At 64.6% G+C, this 18,823-nt stretch carries 13 protein-coding genes; 7 read left to right on the top strand and 6 right to left on the bottom strand.

Translation table 11 applies throughout. From position 1 onward, the window contains the following. Positions 1-143: 143 nt before the first annotated feature. The gene (gene urtA / locus AAFG50_RS40645) at positions 144-1,403 is read right to left on the bottom strand and encodes an urea ABC transporter substrate-binding protein (protein WP_028172641.1); all 1,260 of its coding nucleotides are present in this window, start codon (positions 1,401-1,403) and stop codon (positions 144-146) included. Positions 1,404-1,570: 167 nt separating this feature from the next. Here urtA and AAFG50_RS40650 point away from each other — a divergent pair, with 167 nt between their 5' ends. Both AAFG50_RS40650 and AAFG50_RS40655 read left to right on the top strand, forming a co-directional pair. After that, the gene (locus tag AAFG50_RS40650; RefSeq protein WP_028172640.1) at positions 1,571-4,942 is read left to right on the top strand and encodes an ATP-binding protein; all 3,372 of its coding nucleotides are present in this window, start codon (positions 1,571-1,573) and stop codon (positions 4,940-4,942) included. Beyond that, positions 4,926-5,852 (top strand): response regulator transcription factor, encoded by a 927-nt coding sequence (locus tag AAFG50_RS40655; RefSeq protein ID WP_161532938.1) that lies wholly within the window; start codon positions 4,926-4,928, stop codon positions 5,850-5,852. The genes AAFG50_RS40650 and AAFG50_RS40655 overlap by 17 nt, the downstream gene beginning before the upstream one ends. Positions 5,853-6,116: 264 nt before the next feature. Here AAFG50_RS40655 and AAFG50_RS40660 read toward each other — a convergent pair whose 3' ends face one another. Next, a complete protein-coding gene (locus tag AAFG50_RS40660) occupies positions 6,117-7,619 on the bottom strand; it encodes an NAD(P)/FAD-dependent oxidoreductase (RefSeq protein ID WP_028172639.1) in 1,503 nt (500 codons plus the stop codon). A gap of 125 nt (positions 7,620-7,744) precedes the next feature. Then, positions 7,745-8,503: a trypsin-like serine protease gene (locus AAFG50_RS40665; RefSeq protein WP_028172638.1), complete on the bottom strand. Its 759-nt coding sequence runs from the start codon at positions 8,501-8,503 to the stop codon at positions 7,745-7,747. Positions 8,504-8,610: 107 nt separating this feature from the next. Between AAFG50_RS40665 and AAFG50_RS40670 the strand changes: the two genes are divergently transcribed. Continuing rightward, a complete protein-coding gene (locus AAFG50_RS40670) occupies positions 8,611-9,246 on the top strand; it encodes an HAD-IA family hydrolase (RefSeq protein ID WP_028172637.1) in 636 nt (211 codons plus the stop codon). A 107-nt stretch (positions 9,247-9,353) separates the two neighbouring features. On the opposite strand, the gene mtnA is transcribed toward AAFG50_RS40670, so the two are convergent. The 3 genes from mtnA to AAFG50_RS40685 form a co-directional block, all read right to left on the bottom strand. Then, positions 9,354-10,460 carry an S-methyl-5-thioribose-1-phosphate isomerase gene (gene mtnA, locus AAFG50_RS40675; protein ID WP_028172636.1) on the bottom strand — a complete coding sequence of 369 codons (1,107 nt, stop codon included), beginning with the start codon at positions 10,458-10,460 and terminating at the stop codon, positions 9,354-9,356. A gap of 18 nt (positions 10,461-10,478) precedes the next feature. After that, a complete protein-coding gene (locus AAFG50_RS40680; RefSeq protein ID WP_011083781.1) occupies positions 10,479-11,354 on the bottom strand; it encodes an S-methyl-5'-thioadenosine phosphorylase in 876 nt (291 codons plus the stop codon). Positions 11,355-11,629: 275 nt separating this feature from the next. Continuing rightward, on the bottom strand, positions 11,630-11,902 hold the full coding sequence (locus AAFG50_RS40685) for a phosphopantetheine-binding protein (RefSeq protein ID WP_011083780.1): 273 nt from the start codon (positions 11,900-11,902) through the stop codon (positions 11,630-11,632). A gap of 353 nt (positions 11,903-12,255) precedes the next feature. On the opposite strand from AAFG50_RS40685, the gene AAFG50_RS40690 reads away from it, so the two are divergent. The 4 genes from AAFG50_RS40690 (at position 12,256) to AAFG50_RS40705 (ending at position 18,692) form a co-directional block, all read left to right on the top strand. Beyond that, positions 12,256-13,473, top strand: a complete 1,218-nt coding sequence (locus AAFG50_RS40690; protein WP_028172635.1) for an acyl-CoA dehydrogenase family protein — start codon at positions 12,256-12,258, stop codon at positions 13,471-13,473. A gap of 64 nt (positions 13,474-13,537) precedes the next feature. Further along, positions 13,538-14,518, top strand: a complete 981-nt coding sequence (locus AAFG50_RS40695; protein ID WP_028172634.1) for an amino acid--[acyl-carrier-protein] ligase — start codon at positions 13,538-13,540, stop codon at positions 14,516-14,518. A gap of 95 nt (positions 14,519-14,613) precedes the next feature. Next, on the top strand, positions 14,614-15,489 hold the full coding sequence (locus tag AAFG50_RS40700; RefSeq protein WP_011083777.1) for a hypothetical protein: 876 nt from the start codon (positions 14,614-14,616) through the stop codon (positions 15,487-15,489). 335 nt (positions 15,490-15,824) lie between these two features. After that, the gene (locus tag AAFG50_RS40705; protein WP_028172633.1) at positions 15,825-18,692 is read left to right on the top strand and encodes a PAS-domain containing protein; all 2,868 of its coding nucleotides are present in this window, start codon (positions 15,825-15,827) and stop codon (positions 18,690-18,692) included. The last annotated feature ends 131 nt before the right edge of the window (positions 18,693-18,823 follow it).

Raw genomic sequence — 18,823 nt, forward strand, 5'->3', positions numbered from 1 at the left:
TGTCCTCCGTCAGGGAAAGGGTCCCGCGTCGCGAGCAGGTTCGCGACGCGGGGGTCTTGGGCATGGACGTGCGATCCACGCCAGGGAGCGGTTTTGCCTCGAGGGAGACGCGGCAGAGGCCGCGCTCTGACTGGTAGCGCTTCTTACTGGTAGCCCTTGGGGAACGGATCCGGCTCGACGAGATCGGCGGTCTCGTAGATCAGCTCGAACTGGCCATCGAGCTTGGCGCGGCCCACCCGGGTCTTCGACCAGAGGTGATGGTTCTCGTGGATGCGCACATAGCCTTCCGGAGCACCCTTGAACTCGACGCCCGGCGAAGCCGCCGCGATCTTGTCGACGTCGAACGAGCCGGCCTTCTCGACCGTCAACTTCCACAGCCACGGGCCGAGATAGGCAGCCTGGGTGACGTCTCCGATCACGGTCTTCTCGCCCCACATCTTCTTGAACGCGGGCACGAAGGTCTTGTTGTTCGGATTGTCGAGCGACTGGAAGTACTTCATGCAGGCATAGGCGCCTGCGATGTTCTCGCCGCCGATGCCGTCGATTTCGTCTTCGGTCACCGAGATCGTCAGCAGCGGCTGCTTGGCGAGGTCGATGCCGGCAGCCTTGAGCTGCTTGTAGAACGCGACGTTGGAACCGCCGACGACGTCAGTGAAGATCACGTCGGGCTTGGTCAGCTTGATCTTGTTGATGACCGAATTGAACTGGGTGTTGCCGAGCGGATAATACTCCTCGCCGACGACCTTGCCCTTCAGCACGTTCTCGACGTGCTTGCGCGCGATCTTGTTCGAGGTGCGCGGCCAGATGTAGTCGGAGCCGATGAAGAAGAACGACTTCGCGCCCTTCTCCTTGGCGATCCAGTTCAGGCCCGCGAGAATCTGCTGGGTCGCCTCCTGGCCGGTGTAGATCACGTTCTTGGACTGCTCGAGGCCTTCGTAGAAGGTCGGGTAGTAGAGCATGCCGTTATACTGCTCCATGACCGGGAGCACGGCCTTGCGCGAGGCCGAGGTCCAGCAGCCCATGATCGCCGCGACCTTGTCGTTGACCAGCAGCTTCTTGGCCTTCTCGGCGAAGGTCGGCCAGTCGCTGGCGCCGTCCTCCTGGATGAACTTGATCTTGCGGCCGAGCACGCCGCCCATGGCGTTGATCTGCTCGATGGCGAGCTTTTCGGCTTCGATCGAGCCGGTCTCGGAGATCGCCATGGTGCCGGTCGCCGAATGCAGGATGCCGACCGTCACCTCGGTGTCGGTGACCGCGAGACCCGTGGTATTGACCGCCGAGGTCGCCGGGGCCTGTGCAAAAGACGCCCGCGGCAGCATCGTGATGGCCGGCACCGCCGCCATTCCCATCAATAATTTGCGCCGGAGCGGCGACAACAGGCCCTTGTTTGCTTCGTCTGACATGAGCACCCCACTTTTGTTCGAGGACACGCGATTGGTGCCGTGAGGATGGCTCGAATTTGTGCAGCGCAAGCATACGCAAGATCGCGTATACTGCACCGCAAAATGCCGACGTAGGCTTTTGGTACGGGATTTGCGAGGGATCCGGGTCGTATCGGGAGTGGGATTAAGTGGCAGGGCGGCAGCGAATAGACCGCGTCAGGCGCCAGTACAACCAATGGGTCGCCAACCAGACGCTGGAAGACTACGCGCTGCGCTTCACGGCCAAGAGCGCGCGTCGCTGGTCCACCGCCCGCGTTGCCAACACCGCGCTGGGCGCGATCTCGTTCCTGGCGATGGAGGCGATCGGCGGCACCATCACCCTGAATTACGGCGTCACCAACGCCACCGCCGCGATCCTCGTGGTCTCGACCATCATCTTCTGCTGCGGCGTGCCGATTGCCTATTATGCCGCCAAATGCGGCATCGACATTGACCTGCTGACGCGCGGCGCTGGTTTCGGCTACATCGGCTCGACCGTCACCTCACTGATCTACGCGTCCTTCACCTTCATCTTCTTCGCGATCGAAGCGGTGATCCTGGCGTCCGCGCTCGAGATGTGCTTCGGGATTCCGAGGCCGGTCGGCTATCTCATCAGCGCGGTCGTCATCATCCCGCTGGTGGCCTACGGCATCACGCTGATCAGCCGCTTCCAGCTCTGGACCCAGCCACTCTGGATCATTCTGCACATCCTGCCCTTTGCGGCGATCGCCTGGGCCAACCCCTACTCGTTCACGGAGTGGCGCAAGTTCTCGGGCGAGCACGGCGACCTCAACGGACATTTCGATCTGCTGCTGTTCGGTGTTGCGGCCTCGGTCGTGTTTTCGCTGGTGGCGCAGATCGGCGAGCAGGTCGACTTCTTGCGATTCCTGCCGCGCGACCGTCGGGCCTCCAGGACCTCCTGGTGGATCGCACTGATGAGCGCGGGCCCCGGCTGGATCGTGCTCGGCGCGCTGAAATTGCTGGCCGGCTCGTTCCTCGCCTTCTTCGCGCTCAGCCACGGCGTGCCGCCCGAAGAGGCCGCCGAGCCGGCGCATATGTATCTCGAAGCATTTCGATACGTGCTGTCACAGCCCGATCTCGCGCTGGCGCTGACCGGCACCTTCGTGATCCTGTCGCAGGTCAAGATCAACGTCACCAACGCCTATGCCGGCTCGATCGCCTGGTCGAACTTCTTCTCGCGCCTGACCCACAGCCATCCCGGCCGCGTGGTCTGGCTGGTCTTCAACGTCATCGTGGCGCTGCTGTTGATGGAGATCGGCGTCTACAAGGCGCTGGAGCAGACGCTGGCACTCTATTCCAACGTCGCGATCGCCTGGGTCGGCGCACTGGTCGCCGACCTCGTCATCAACAAGCCACTTGGATTGCGGCCACAGCAGATCGAGTTCAAGCGCGCGCATCTCTACGACATCAATCCGGTCGGCGTCGGTGCGATGACGATCGCGACCATCATCTCCATCAGTGCCTTCTACGGCCTGTTCGGGCCGACCGCGAAGGCGCTGTCGGCCTTCATCGCGCTGGCGGTTGCCTTCCTCGCTGCCCCCCTGATCGCATGGGCGACCGGCGGCAAATACTACATCGCGCGCAAGCCGAAGCGGAGCTGGCAGAACATCGAGGCGATCCAGTGCTGCATCTGCGAGCACTCGTTCGAACCGGAGGACATGGCCTCCTGCCCCGCTTACGCCGGGCCGATCTGCTCCTTGTGCTGCTCGCTCGACGCCCGCTGCCACGACCTCTGCAAGCCGCATGCGCGCGTACAGACGCAATTCTCCGAGACGCTCGGCAAGATCCTGCCGCAGCCGATCTACCAGCGGATCAATTCGCAGCTCGGCCATTACATCGGCGTGTTCGTGATCTCGGCCGGCCTCGTCGCGCTCGTGCTGGGGCTGATCTATCTCCAGACCTCCGCGAGCGCGCATGGCGAGAACATGCTCGTCTCCGACGTGCTGTGGAAGGTGTTCTTCTCGCTCAGCATCATCATCGGCGTGGTGGCCTGGCTGTTCGTGCTGGCGCAGCAGAGCCGGCGGGCCGCGGAGGCCGAGACGCGGCGGCAGACCACGCTGCTGATCCAGGAGATCGACGCGCACAAGCGCACCGACGCCGAACTCCAGCGCGCCAAGGAGGTCGCCGAATCCGCCAACCTCGCCAAGAGCCGCTATGTCGTCGGCCTCAGCCACGAGCTGCGCTCGCCGCTGAATGCGATCAGCGGCTATGCGCAGCTCCTCGAGCAGGATACGACGCTCAACACCAAGCCGCGCGACCAGGTCCGCGTGGTTCGCCGCAGCGCCGACCATCTCTCCGGCCTGATCGACGGCATCCTGGACATCTCCAAGATCGAGGCGGGGCGGCTGTATCTCTCGCGCGACGAGGTTCGCCTCAGCGAATTCCTCGACCAGCTCGTCGGCATGTTCCGTCTTCAGGCCGCCGCCAAGGGCATCGACTTCGTGTTCAGGCGTCCCGCCCACTTGCCGGTCGTGGTCTATGCCGACGAGAAGCGGCTGCGCCAGGTGCTGATCAATTTGCTCTCCAACGCGATCAAATTCACCCAGGCCGGCAGCGTGCAGTTCGTGGTGCACTATCGCAGCCCCGTTGCCGAATTCGAAGTGATCGACACCGGTCCCGGCATCCAGGGCGACGATCTCGAACGCATCTTCGCGCCGTTCGAACGCGGCGCCCTCGGTGTCTCGCAGCCACAGACCGGAACGGGCCTCGGGCTGACCATCAGCCGGCTGCTCGCCGGCGTCATGGGCGGCGACATCAAGGTCATGAGCACGGTCGGCACCGGCAGCACGTTCAAGGTCAAGATCCTGCTGTCGGAGGTCGCCAATCCCCAGCGCATCGCGCCGGTGGAGGCGCCGGTCTCCGGCTATCACGGCGCGCGCAAGACGATCCTGATCACCGACGACGACCCCGTTCATCGCGACCTCCTGCGCGAAGTGCTGACGCCGCTCGGCTTCATCCTGCTCAGCGCCACCGACGGCCCGGGCTGCCTCGCGCTGGCGCAGCATTGCCGGCCCGATCTGTTCCTGCTCGATATCTCCATGCCCGGCATGGACGGCTGGACGGTCGCGGAGACGCTGCGCGCGAGCGGCCATCACCAGGCCCGAATCCTGATGGTCTCGGCGAGCGCGCTGGAGGCTCACGGCACGCCGCTGGCGCAACCGTTCCACGACGGCTATCTGATGAAGCCGATCGACATTCCGCGGCTGCTGGAGACGATCCGCCAACTGCTCAAGATCGAATGGCAATACGGCTCGGACGAGATCGCGGTGCCGTTCTGGCAGCCCGAGAGCGGCTCACGGCCGCCGGTGCGACACATCGAGGAGCTGATCGGGCTCGGCCAGATCGGCTACGTCAAGGGCATCCAGCTGAAGCTCGACGAGATCGGCAGCGAGCATCCGGAGCATGCCGACTTCGTCGCCCAGATGCGATCGCTGGTCGACCGCTTCGATCTCGACCAGTACATGACCACATTGAAGACGTTGCATGCGCATGAGCATTGAGTCAAAGAAGCGCGACGTCGCGCTCGTTGTCGATGACTCTCCCGAGACGCTGCGGCTGCTCACCGACGCGCTCGACGGCGCCGGGATGACGGTGATGGTGGCGCTCGACGGCGCGGCGGCGATGCGCATCGTCGAGCAGATCACGCCCGACATCGTGCTGCTCGATGCGGTGATGCCCGGCATCGACGGCTTCGAGACCTGCCGCCGCCTCAAGCGCGATGCGGGCCTTGCCAACGTCCCCGTGATCTTCATGACGGGCCTCGCCGAGACCGAGCATATCGTGCGCGGGCTGGACGCCGGCGGCGTCGACTACGTGACCAAGCCGATCGTGATCGAGGAGATGCTGGCGCGCATCCGTGTCCATCTCGGCAACGCCCGCCTGACCCAGAGCGCGCGCGCCGCGCTCGACGTCTCCGGCCGCTTCCTGTTCGCGGTCAACCGGCAGGGCAGCATCCTCTGGGCGACCCCGCAGGCGCAGAAGCTGCTGTCCGATCACCACGGGGCCCAGGCCGACGACTTTGCCCTTCCGCCATCACTGCTGCACTGGCTGGAGCAGGCCAAGGGCAAGGGCAGCTCGAAGTCGCAAGGCGCTTCCTTGCCCGACAATCCGCAACTCCGGTTCTATTACATGGGCGAAACCGCGCCGAACGAGTTCCTGCTGCGGCTGTCCAAGGAATCCGGCACCGCGTTGCCGCCGGAATTCACCAGCGAGCTCGGCCTCACCACCCGCGAAGGGGAAGTGCTGGCCTGGCTCAGCAAGGGCAAGACCAATCGCGACATCGCGCAGATCCTGGGATTGAGCCCGCGCACGGTCGACAAGCATCTCGAGCAGATCTATGCGAAGCTGGGCGTGGAGAACCGGACTGCGGCTGCGGCAATTGCGACGAGCGCAACGCGGAGAAATTCGTAGCCGCGGCGCGAATGAGTTGGGACACCGCTAACCCAACAAACGGTGTCGTCCTGGACAAGCGCAGCTCCCGACAACGCGTAGCGTTGTCTAGAGCGGAGCGCCGATCCGGGATCCATACCCACAGGGAGACGTTTGGCGAAGACTCGGAGTTACCTGCTCGCCCTACGACCACTGCCTGGGAGTATGGGTCCCGGGCTCGCTTCGCGCCCCGGGACGACAGTGGCGTGCGTGACGACGGCCATCGCCCCTACAGGAACAACCCCCTCACCCGTACACGAACGCCTTGTCATCCAGATCCGTCTTCGGGATCTCGTCCTTTTCGGTCCAGTAATCCTGGCTGTGCTGCCATTCCGGCTTGTCGCCGCGCTTGGGCAGCAGGTTCATGTTGCGCATCATGTAGCCGGGGTTGAAGTTCTCCGGATCGATCCAGGGCAGGATCGGCATGTTGTGGTCTTCGGGACGCAAGCTCACCTCGACCTTCTTTTTGCCCTTCGCCTTCATATGTCCGAGCAGACGGCAGACGAAATCGGCGACGAGGTCGACGCGCAGCGTCCAGCTGGCGCGGAAATAGCCGAACACCCAGACCATGTTCGGCACGCCCGTGAACATCATGCCGCGATAGGTGACGGTGTCGCCGAAGGCGAGCGGCTTGCCGTCGATCTCGAAGGCGATGTCGCCGAGCGCCGCGAGATTGAAGCCGGTCGCGGTGACGATGATATCGGCTTCCAGCAGCTTGCCCGACTTGAGCTGGATGCCGTTCTCGACGAAGCATTCGATCTCGTCGGTGACGACGGAGGCCTTGCCGCTGGCGATCCCCTTGAACAGATCGGCATCGGGCACGAAGGCGATGCGCTGCCGCCACGGCCGGTAGCTCGGCGTGAAGTGCGTCTCGACATCGTAATCCGGCCCAAGCACCGCGCTGATCTGGCCGATCAGTTCCTTCTTCACCTGCTCGGGCCTGGACACGCAGAGCTTCGTGAACGCATCCTGCTCGAACAGGATCTTGCGGCGGACGATCTCGTGGATCCATGCTTCATCCACCTGGAGCCGACGCAGCTCCTCGGCGATCTCGATGGCGTTGCGGCCGAGGCGGAAATAGGTCGGCGAGCGCTGCAGCATGGTGACATGCGCGCAATCGTCCGCGATGTTCGGCACCAGCGTCGCTGCGGTCGCGCCCGAGCCGATCACGACGACCCTCTTGCCGGTGAGGTCGATGTCGTCGGGCCAGGTCTGCGGATGGACGATGCGGCCCTTGAAGCGATCCATGCCCTTCCACTCGGGCGTGTAACCCTCGGAATGGCGATAATAGCCCTGGCACATCCAGAGGAAGTTTGCGGTGAAGGTCTTTGCTTCACCGGTATCGGTCGTGACCGCTTCGATGGTCCAGAGGTTTTGGTCGCTCGACCAGCTCGCGGAATTGATCTTGTGCTTGTAGCGGATGTGGCGGGCGATATCGTTGTCCTCGATCACCTCGTTCATATAAGCGAGGATCTCCTCGGCGGTCGCGATGGGCGGCCCGACCCAGGGCTTGAAGCTATAACCGAAAGTGTGGAGGTCGCTGTCCGAGCGGATGCCGGGATAGCGATGCGTGCTCCAGGTGCCGCCGAACGTCGCTTGCGTTTCCAGGATGACGTAGCTCGTGCCCGGCAGGTGCTTTGTGACGTGATAGGCGCTGCCGATGCCGGAGATGCCGGCGCCGACGATCAGCACGTCGAAATGCTCTGAAACCTGTTTGGCCGTGGCGTGACTGCGAACAGCGACATTCATTGTTGCTTCTATGCCTTGCTTGTTTTTGCGGCCGCCCTTGATTGAGCGACGCGTTTCCTCCGCGACAGGCATGGTCGCCCATCGGGCTTCCGCTACAAAATGACATAGATCAAGTTGCGGTCAAATCACAGCGCCGCACCCCAGCTCCGCGCGGTCTGCAAGATCCAGTCGCGGTAGAGCGTGAGCGGCGTGACGCCGGTCAACCCGCCGCAGCCAGCCGCGCCATTCGCCCCCGTGGACCAGCTGATGAGGCCGACGAGCACGGCGCCGTTCGGCTTGTCCTCGAACACGGGACCGCCGGAATCACCGGTGCAGGCGCCGATTCCGTCGCGAACACCGTTGGTTACGGGATCGACCAGCCGGATCTGAAGCGTGCCGGGCTGGCCGGTGGCGACGAGGCCCGCGACGCGCGTCGCGCCGCCGCTCTTGCCATCACCGCGCACGGTGACGCCTATACCGGCGATGACGAAGCGGCTGCCGACCTGAATTGGAATATTCGGCATGCCAACCGGCACCGCCGATTTTCCCTTGAGTGGAATTTCCAGTTGCAGCAGCGCCACGTCGGCGGTGGCGCGATGCGCCTGCATCGCCTGCATGTTGAAGTTCGGATGGATCGCGACGGTGCGGACATTCAGCAATTGCGGCTGGCCGTCGGTGCCGCGATCCACGATCTTGTAGTCCGCGCCGGGCTGCACGCAGTGGGCGACGGTGAGCACGAGTTTTGGTGCGATCAGGCTGCCAGTGCAGAAATTGCCGCGCGAGCCGACGATGGTGACGACGGCGCGCGCAACGCCGTCGGCTTGCGGCGTGCCGCCGCCGACGATGGCATGGGCGGGCGCGGCGAGCAGCAGCGCCGCGATGATGGGAGTTGCAAGCTTCTTCATGGGAACACGCTTTGGCGGCGGCCTCGGTGAGGGCGGATTGCTTCGGACTGGCCCTTGCCGATAGCGCATGCTAGCCCTCTTGGAAAGGAATTGACGAGGGCAGGACATTGGCGATCGAGGCGGTGATCTTTGATTTTGGCGGCGTGCTGACGAGCTCGCCGTTCGAGGCGTTCGCGCGGTTCGAGACCGAGCGCGGGCTGCCCATCGACATCATCCGGCGCACCAACGCGGCCAACCATCTGGAGAACGCCTGGGCCAGGTTCGAGCGCGCCGAGGTCGACATCGACACCTTCGACACGTTGTTCGCGGAGGAGTCGCGCGCGCTCGGCGCGGAGGTGCGCGGCCGCGACGTGCTGCCGCTGCTTCAGGGCGATCTGCGTCCCGAGATGGTCGAAGCGTTGAAGCGAATCAAGGCCGGGCTCAAGACCGGCTGCATCACCAACAACCTGCCTGCCAACGCCATCGGCAGCATGACCGGGCGCTCGCTCTACATTGCCGAGGTGATGGTGCTGTTCGACCACGTCATCGAGTCCGCCAAGATCGGCCTGCGCAAGCCCGACCCACGCATTTACAAGATGATGGTCGAGACGCTGAAGGTCGATCCGGGAAATTGCGTCTATCTCGACGATCTCGGCGTCAATCTGAAGCCCGCGCGTGAGATGGGTATGACCACCATCAAGGTCACCAGCGGCGCCCAGGCGATTGCCGAGCTCGAGGCGGCGACAGGGTTGAAGCTGACATAGTTCCCGAAGGCTGTAGGGTGGGCAAAGCGAAGCGTGCCCACCAATTCCATTGGGACAAGCAGATGGTGGGCACGGCGCTTTCGCGCCTTTGCCCACCCTACGAGAGCCTACTCCGCCGCGCCGGCGATTCGCTCCGGAAACGCTGCGGCGAGCGAGGCGCGGTCGGGCTTCAGCACTCCGCGCTCGGTGATGAGACCGGTGACGAGGCGAGCAGGCGTCACGTCGAAGGCGTAGTTCGCGACCGGCGAGTTCTCGGGCACGATGCGCACCGTCTCCAGCCTTCCGTCGGCGGTGCGGCCGGTCATATCGGTGACCTCCACGCCGCTGCGCTGCTCGATCGGGATGTCGCGGATGCCGTCATGGACGGCGAAATCGATCGTCGGCGACGGCAGCGCGACGTAGAACGGCACGCCGTTGTCATGCGCGGCGAGCGCCTTGAGGTAAGTGCCGATCTTGTTGCAGACGTCGCCATTGGCGGCGACGCGGTCGGTGCCGACGATAGCGAGATCGACCATGCCATGCTGCATCAGATGGCCGCCGGTGTTGTCGGTGATCACCGTGTGCGGCACACCGTGATGGCCGAGCTCCCAGGCCGTGAGCGAGGCACCCTGATTGCGCGGGCGCGTCTCGTCGACCCAGACATGGACCTTGATGCCGCGCTCATGCGCGAGGTAGATCGGCGCCGTGGCGGTGCCCCAGTCGACGGTGGCGAGCCAGCCGGCGTTGCAATGAGTCAGCACGTTGACGACCTCGCCCGGCTTCTTCGCCGCGATCGCCTCGATCAGCGCCAGGCCGTTGGCGGCGATGCCGCGGTTGATCTCGACGTCCTGCTCGACGATCTCGTCGGCGCGCGCATAGGCCGCCTCGGCCCGTTCAACCGGATCGATCGGCGCGAGGGTCGCACGCATCTCATCCAGAGCCCATTTCAGATTGATTGCGGTCGGGCGTGCCACGACGAGCGTCTCGTAGGCACGCTTCAGGCCCGCATCGGAAGCATCCTCGCGCATCGCGAGCGCCATGCCATAGGCTGCCGTCGCGCCGATCAGCGGCGCGCCGCGCACCAGCATGTCGCGAATCGCAACGGCCGCGTCTTCGCACGAGGTCAACCTTGCAACGACGAACTCATGCGGCAGCCGGCGCTGGTCGATCGCGCCGACCGACCAGCCGTCGCGCTCGCGCCAGATGCTGCGGAAATGCTTGCCGTCAACCTTCATGGCTTTCTGCCTTTCGTCTCAGCCACGTAGCACGCGCCCTGCTACGGCATCGAGCTTCTTCAGAAGCTCGGGATCACGCGCCTCGGGCGCAGTGATCAGCGCGGTGTCGAGCGCGCGGTCCGAACCGATCGGGCACGGCTCATGCTCGCGCGGGAAATCCTTTGCCAGCCGCGCCACCAGCGCCTTCGCCTTGTCGGCGTTCGAGGTCAGCACGCGGATGATGTCCTGCACGGTAACGGCGTCATGGTCGGGATGCCAACAGTCGAAATCCGTCACCATCGCGACCGTGGCGTAGCAGATCTCCGCTTCGCGCGCGAGCTTCGCCTCGGGCATGTTGGTCATGCCGATCACGGAATAGCCTGATGTCTTGTAGGTCATGCTCTCCGCATAGGTCGAGAACTGCGGCCCCTCCATGCAGACATAGGTGCCGCCGCGCGCGATTGCGATACCCTCGGCCTCGGCCGCCGCGGCAAGATGGATGCGCAGCCGCGGCGAGACCGGATGGGCCATCGACACATGCGCGACGCAGCCGCGGCCGAAGAACGAGCTCTCGCGCTTGTGGGTGCGGTCGACGAATTGATCGACGAGCACGAAGGTGCCGGGCGGCATCTCTTCCTTGAACGAGCCGCAGGCCGACAGCGAGATCAGGTCGGTGACGCCGGCGCGCTTCAGCACGTCGATATTGGCGCGGTAGTTGATGTCGGAGGGCGACAGCCTGTGGCCCTTGTCGTGCCGCGGCAGGAACACGATCGGCAGGCCTGCGATGGTCCCGCGCCGCAGGGGCGCCGACGGCTCGCCCCACGGGCTCTTGATCACCTCTTCGTGCGCGCCCTCGAGGCCCGGCAGGTCATAGATGCCGGAGCCACCGATGATGCCCAATACCGCCTGCGTCATGCCTGCTCCACCCTGTCCGCTACGTGCGACATGGTTAAGCTATGCCAGTTTTGCGGCGGTTTTGGAACGGGGGTGGGGGAACGATGCGCGTGAGGGGCGTGAGGCGCTCGTAACACGTTCGGTGTCGTCCTGGCGAAAGCCAGGACCCATACCGCGAGGTCCATCGATGGGGCGCGATATCAATCCCGAACGACCAAACTTCGCCAAACTCCTGCCTGGGGTAATGGGTCCTGGCTTTCGCCAGGACGATCCCGGGGAGACAGCTGTGCGCTTAGCTAAGCCGCGGTCGCCGGCTGCAGCTGGGTCATCACCATCCGCTCCAGCGTCTCGACGGACTGGAAATTCTCCGGCGTGATCTCCGACTGCGGAATGGTGAAATCGAATTCGGCTTCGACGCCGAGCATCAGATTGACCATATCCATTGAGGTCAGGCCGACATCGACGAGCTTGGCCTGCGGCGTGACGTCCGCGGCGAGCGCGTTCTGTTCGAGGATGCCCTTCACCAGCTTGATGATGCGATTGCGCACGTCGGTATTGAAGGCCTGCATCGGCAAATTCCCGTTTGTCTGGTCGGTCCGGACTGCCGCCTACGATGGTCAGGGACGGCCGATCCCGCAATGGCCGGCACCATTACTTCGCGTTTCTTAGTAAACGATGACTCAGATTGTCGGGAATCCGGACATCTTCCAGATCCCTAACGCGATCGCGGAAATTCCGGCCATGCCAACAACCCGACCTTAACTGTTCGTTCGGAATTTGGCTTTGTTTACCCTGTATTTCATCGACGAATTTGAATTAAATCCGTAGCCTCGTCTCACAAGCAAAGATGGCCGGAGGATCGCTTACGCGGCATCGCGAATGATGTCGGCGATCTCGAACGGCAAACCGGAGGCGGACGAGCATGAACGTGCGTGAAGCAGTTCTCACTGTCGACGAAACGCAGACGAACCTCCTCGAGCAGGGTCCCTCCCTGATCGAGCGCGTCGCCCGAACCGCGGTAGCGGCAGCGGCCGACGCAGACGGGGTCGATCGCGACGCCCGCTTCCCGCACAAGGCTTTCGACGTCGCGCGTGAGCAGAAATTGCTCGGCGTCATGATCCCGGTCGAGTTCGGCGGCTTCGGCGCCTCGATCTACGACGTCACCGACATCTGCTACACGCTCGGGCGCGCCTGCGCCTCGACCGCGATGATCTACGCGATGCACCAGACCAAGGTCGCCTGCGTCATCAGGCACGGCCACGGCATTCCCTGGATGGAAACCATGATGCGCCGGGTCGCCCGCGACCAGTGGCTGCTCGCCTCCTCCACCACAGAAGGCCAGAACGGCGGCAACATCCGCGCCAGCGCTGCCGCCGTCGACGTCGCCGGCGACACCGTCTCGCTGGTGCGCGACGCCACCGTGATCTCCTACGGCGCCGAGGCCGACGGCCTCGTCACCATCGCCCGCCGCGCCACCGACGCCGCCGCCTCGGACCAGGTGCTGCTGGCGCTCGCCAAGGACGATTATTCGCTGAAGCGGACGCTGGGCTGGGAAACGCTCGGCATGCGCGGCACCTGCTCCACCGGATTCGAGTTGAAGGTCGACTGCCCGACCGACCGCGTCTTCCCGGAAGCCTACGACAAGATCCATGCCCAGACGATGACGCCGTTCGCGCATCTGTGCTGGTCCTCGGCCTGGGCCGGCATTGCCGCCGCGGCCGTGACGCGCGCGCAGGCCTTCATCCGCAAGGCGGCCCGCAGCTCCGGGGGCCAGATGCCGCCGGCAGCAGCGCACTTCACCGCGGCAAAGATGTCGCTGGCAAAGCTCCGCGCGCTGATCGCCGCCAATATCGACGCCTTCGCCCGCGCCGAGCATGACGAGCGCGCACTCGGCTCGCTCGACTTCCAGTCGTCGATCACGCTGCTGAAGGTGCAAGCTTCCGAGCTCGCGGTCGAGACCGTGATGCATGCGATGCGCACCGCGGGCCTTTCCGGCTACCGCAACGACGGCGAGTTCACCATGGGCCGCCACCTGCGCGACGTGCTGTCGTCGCCGATCATGATCAACAACGACCGTATCCTGGCCAACGCTGCGACCTCGACGCTGATGAGCGGCATTCCGGCGAGCCTGCGGGACTGACAGGTTTTCGAGACCGACGTGCCTTCGTCCAACAAGAATAATTTCAGATAGCAGGAAGTCGAACATGAACATTGCTGTTCTCCCCAACTCGCCTGACACCGCGCCGCAAATCGCCGATCCGCTCGATCATCTCGCCGACAAGCTGTTCCACAGCATGGGCTCGGACGGCGTCTACGCCCGCACCGCGCTCTATGAGGGCATCGTCGAGCGGCTCGCCGCGCTGATCACCAGCCATCGCGAAGCCGGCACCGAAGCGCTGCGCTTCCCACCTGTGATGAGCCGCGCCCAGCTCGAGAAGTCCGGTTATCTCAAGAGCTTTCCGAACCTGCTCGGATGCGTCTGCGGCCTGCACGGCACCGAGCGTGAGATCAACGCCGCGGTGGGCCGTTTCGATGCCGGCGGCGACTGGACCACGTCGCTGTCGCCGGCCGACCTCGTGCTGTCGCCGGCCGCCTGCTACCCCGTCTATCCGATCGCGGCGAGCCGCGGACCTTTGCCGAAGGGCGGTCTCCGCTTCGACGTCGCCGCCGATTGCTTCCGCCGTGAGCCGTCGAAGCATCTCGACCGGCTGCAATCATTCCGGATGCGCGAATATGTCTGCATCGGCACGCCCGACGACGTTTCCGATTTCCGCGAGCGCTGGATGGTGCGCGCGCAGGCGATCGCCCGCGATCTCGGCCTGACCTTCCGCGTCGACTACGCCAGCGATCCCTTCTTCGGCCGTGTCGGCCAGATGAAGGCGGTGAGCCAGAAGCAGCAGCAGCTCAAGTTCGAGCTCCTGATCCCGCTGCGCTCGGAAGAGCAGCCGACCGCCTGCATGAGCTTCAACTATCACCGCGAGCATTTCGGCACCACCTGGGGCATCCAGGACGCCAATGGCGAGCCGGCCCACACCGGCTGCGTCGCCTTCGGCATGGACCGGCTCGCGGTCGCCATGTTCCACACCCACGGCACCGATCTTTCCGCCTGGCCCGCCAAGGTGCGGGACATCCTGGGCCTGCAGCCGCATGTTGCGGCCGGCGCCCATGGCGAAGGCTGGCGCTAGAGCATGATCCGGAAAAGTGCGAAGCAGTTTTCCGAAAAGATCATGCTGAAACGATAGACCAAACGAGGCCGACCATTTCCACGGGTAAGACGAGCGTGATCCACACCAAGGTTCGATGCCGCGAGATTACCGAGTCCGATGTCGATGCCATCGCGGACTTGCTGACGCGCGGCTTCGTGGGCCGCTCGCGCAACTATTGGATCCAGGGCCTGCGCCGGCAGGCCTTCCGGCCGGTGCCGGAGGGCTATCCGCGCTTCGGCTACATGATCGACAATGACGGCACGCCGGTCGGCGTGCTGCTGCTGATCTACACGGCACGGAAGAACGGTGAAGAGACCGCGATCCAGTGCAACCTGTCGAGCTGGTATGTCGATCCGGCGTATCGCAACTACGCCCCGCTGCTGACCAAGATCGCGCAGCGGCACAAGGACGTGACCTATCTCAACATCAGCCCGGCGCCGTGGACCTGGCCGATCATCGAGACGCAGGGCTTCCGTGCCTATTGCCGCGGCATATTCTTTTCGGTGCCAGCGCTGGCGCGGCCCCCGCGCTGGAGCAAGATCGAAGTCATCTCGCAGCACGCCAAGACGATCGAGGGACTTTCCGAGGCCGAGACTGAACTGCTGACGCGGCATGCGCGCTACAATTGCCTCAGCCTCGTCTGCCGCACGCCGCAGGGAACCTTCCCCTTCATCCTGCAACCGGTGCGCATCCGCCGCGGCTTCATCGCGCCGCCCGCGATGAAGCTGATCTACTGCCGCAGCGCCGCCGAATACGCCGCCTGCGCGGGTCGCATCGGCCGGCTGCTGCTGCGGCTCGGCAAGATCTCGGTGGCGGTCGATGCCAACGGCCCGGTTCCCGGCCTCGTCGGTATTTATACCGAGCGGCGTGGCCGCAAATATTTCAAGGGTCCGCACCAGCCGCAGCTCGCCGATCTCACCGACACGGAACTCGTGCTCTACGGGCCGTGAGGGCAGATGCCGCCACACTCAGTGTCGTCCCGGCGAAGGCCGGGACCCATACCGCGTGATCTATCTGTAAGCGCAGGGTGCTAGTACCGCGGGAAAACCTGTTCACTACTAGTCTTCGCCAAACCTCTCCCTATGGTTGTGGGTCCCGGCCTTCGCCGGGACGACACCAGGATATGTTGCGCTTGCAGGCACCTTTGCAATCCGGCGACGCTCTCCATCGCCGGTCACCCTCCGTAAACTACTGCGCTTAAGGGAATTTTCCGGGGTCTCCGTTACCCTCGGCGCTCGAATTACGCTGCGTTAAGTCTATTGCCCGCCGAGATCACGCCGACCCCATGACGTCGACCTGCGACAACGAGCTTGGTGCACGCCGCGAGCAGGGCCCGGAGGCCCTGGTCGCGCTGAGCCAGCTTGCGCTCGACCACATGGAGCAGGGTGTCTGCGTCTACGATGCCGACAACAGGATCGTGCTGGTCAACCAACGCTACCTGTCGCTGTTCGACATGTCGGCCGATGTCGTGCGGGTGGGCACGAGCTATCGCGAGGTGCTCGCGCACAGCGCGACGCGTGGGAATTTTCCGGAAAGCGAGCTCGACTCGCTGTATTCGACGCGGATCGTGCAGATCGCGGCAGGCAAGCCGTTCCGTACCGAGCAACGGCTGGCGACTGGCCTCGTCATGGCACTCGAGCTGAAGCCGCTTCCCGGCGGCGGCTGGATGACGATCTGCGACGACGTCAGCCGCCTCGCCCGGCTCGAGGCGGAATTGCGCGTGCAGACAGAACGCAGCCAGCATGCGCTCGCCAACATGTCGCACGGCCTCATCATGTATGACGCCGACAGCCGCGTCGTCGTCTGCAACGAACGCTTCCTGAAACTCTACAACCTCGACCCAGAAGTCGTGAAGCCGGGCGTCACGCACAGCGCGGCCATCGAACACTGGCTCTCGCGCGGCAACACGCCGGGCATGTCGGCCGACGAATTCCACGACACCAGGCTCGAGGACGTGCGCAGCCGGAAGGCGAAGACGCTGCTGGTGATGCGCTACGACGGGCGGATGGTGCAGGCGGTCTCCCGCTTCCTGCCCGACGGCGGCTGGGTGACGGTACACGAAGACGTCACCGAGCGGCTGAAATACGAGGAGACGCTGAGGCAGCAGAACTTCATCCTCGACGCGGCGATGGAGAACATGGCGCACGGGCTCGCCTTCTACGACAGCGACATGCGCCTGCGCGTCTGCAACACCACCTACCGCAAGATCTATTGGCTGTCGCCGGAGGAAACCAGGCCCGGCACGCATCTCGGCGAGCTGATCGAACGATCGATGGCGAACGGCGCGTTCGCTTCGGAATACAGTCCGCAACAGCTCCTGGAAGTCGCCAGCGCGAAGATCGCGAATCGCGATTCCTCGCCGATGCGCCGGCGCATGACGAACGACACCGTGATCTCGGTGCGCTACTGCGCCCTGGCCGAGGGCGGCTTCGTCGCCACCTATGAAGACATCACCGAGCGCGAGCGCGCGATCGAGGAACTGAGCGAACAGTATCGCCGCTTCGACGCGGCGCTGAACAACATGAGCCAGGGCCTGTGCATGCTCGATTCGAGCCTGCGCGTGATCGTCTGCAATCGCCGCTATATCGAGATGTACGGGCTGTCGCCCGACGTGGTGAAGCCGGGCATTTCGATGCGCGAGATCATGGATCACAGCTGCGAGCTCGGCATCCATCCGGACACGACCGGCGCCAAGCTCTATGCCGATTATGTCGAAAGGCTGCGCGAGGGCGAACACACGCTGCACCGCCATTTGAGCGACGGCCGTATCATCAAGCTCAACCACAAGCGGATGGAGCTTGGCGGCTGGGTCGTCACCTATGAGGACATCACCGAGCGCCACAAAGCCCAGGCCCGCGTCGCGCACATGGCCCGGCACGATTCACTCACCGACCTGCCCAACCGCACGCTGTTCCGCGACAAGATGGGCGAGGGACTGAACCAGGTCGCGATCGCCGGCGGCGCCATGGCCGTCCTGTGCTTCGACCTCGACAATTTCAAGACCGTCAACGACAGGCTCGGCCATGCCGCCGGCGACCGCTTGCTGCGCTGGGTCGCCGCGCGCCTGAAGGAGAATGTCGGTGAGCACGACACCGTCGCCCGCCTCGGCGGCGACGAGTTCGCCGTTCTCCAGCGCGGCCCGCAGCCACAGTCGGCCGAAAAGCTCGCCCGCCGCCTGGTCGAGATCATCGGCCACCCGCCGCCGCTGGAAAGCCAGTCGATCCATGTCGGCGCCTCCGTCGGCATCGCGATCGCGCCCGATCACGGGCTCGATGCCGACGAGCTGATGAAATGCGCCGATCTCGCGCTGTACCAGGCCAAGGCCAGGGGGCGCGGCGCCTATCAGCTGTTCGAACCCGAGATGGAGGAAGAGGCCCGCAGCCGGCACGCGCTCGAGCACGACCTGCGCGGCGCACTGGAGGCGCGTGAATTCCACCTGGTGTTCCAGCCACAGGTGCGGCTCGAGTCCTCGGAGCTCACCGGCTTCGAGGCGCTGCTGCGCTGGAAGCATCCCTCGCGCGGCTTCGTCTCGCCGGCCGAGTTCATTCCGATCGCCGAAGAGAATGGGCTGATCGTTCCGATCGGCGAATGGGTGCTGCGCACGGCCTGTGCGACCGCGGCGTCATGGCCCGATGTCACGGTCGCGGTGAACCTGTCGCCGGTGCAGTTCCGCGCGCGCGGGCTGACGGCGATGGTCACGAGCGCGCTCGCGGAAGCCGGCCTGCCGCCGCAGCGGCTCGAGCTCGAGGTCACCGAGACCGCGCTGCTCGACGACAGCGAGGCGACGATCGAGATCTTGCACCAGCTTCGCGCGCTCGGCGTGCGCGTCAGCCTCGATGATTTCGGCGTCGGCTATTCCTCGCTGAGCTATTTGCGCAAGTTTCCGTTCGACCGCATCAAGATCGACCGCTCCTTCGTCGGCACGCTCGGCGAAAGCCCGGAGAGCGTCGCCATCGTTCGCACCATCGCAAGCCTTGGCTCCGTGCTCGGCGTCGAGACCACCGCTGAGGGTGTGGAGACCGAGGAGCAGCTCGACTTCGTGCGCGAATGCGGCTGCACCGCGGTGCAGGGCTATTACTTCGGCAGACCGTGCCCGGCGGCCGAGGTTGCACGTACCATCGAGACGCTGAACGCGGTTCGCCGCGTGGCGTAAGGACGCCCACGTCAAATTCCGTGCCTCGGCACGCCTCCAAACGACCAATTGTCGCACATAACGTTTCCGGCTGGATAGCCGCGTCGACCGCTGCGCACGGTCCGCGCAATGCGCTTTTCTTCTCTGGCGAT

It is taken from the genome of Bradyrhizobium sp. B039, from assembly GCF_038965675.1.
Classification (GTDB): domain Bacteria; phylum Pseudomonadota; class Alphaproteobacteria; order Rhizobiales; family Xanthobacteraceae; genus Bradyrhizobium; species Bradyrhizobium diazoefficiens.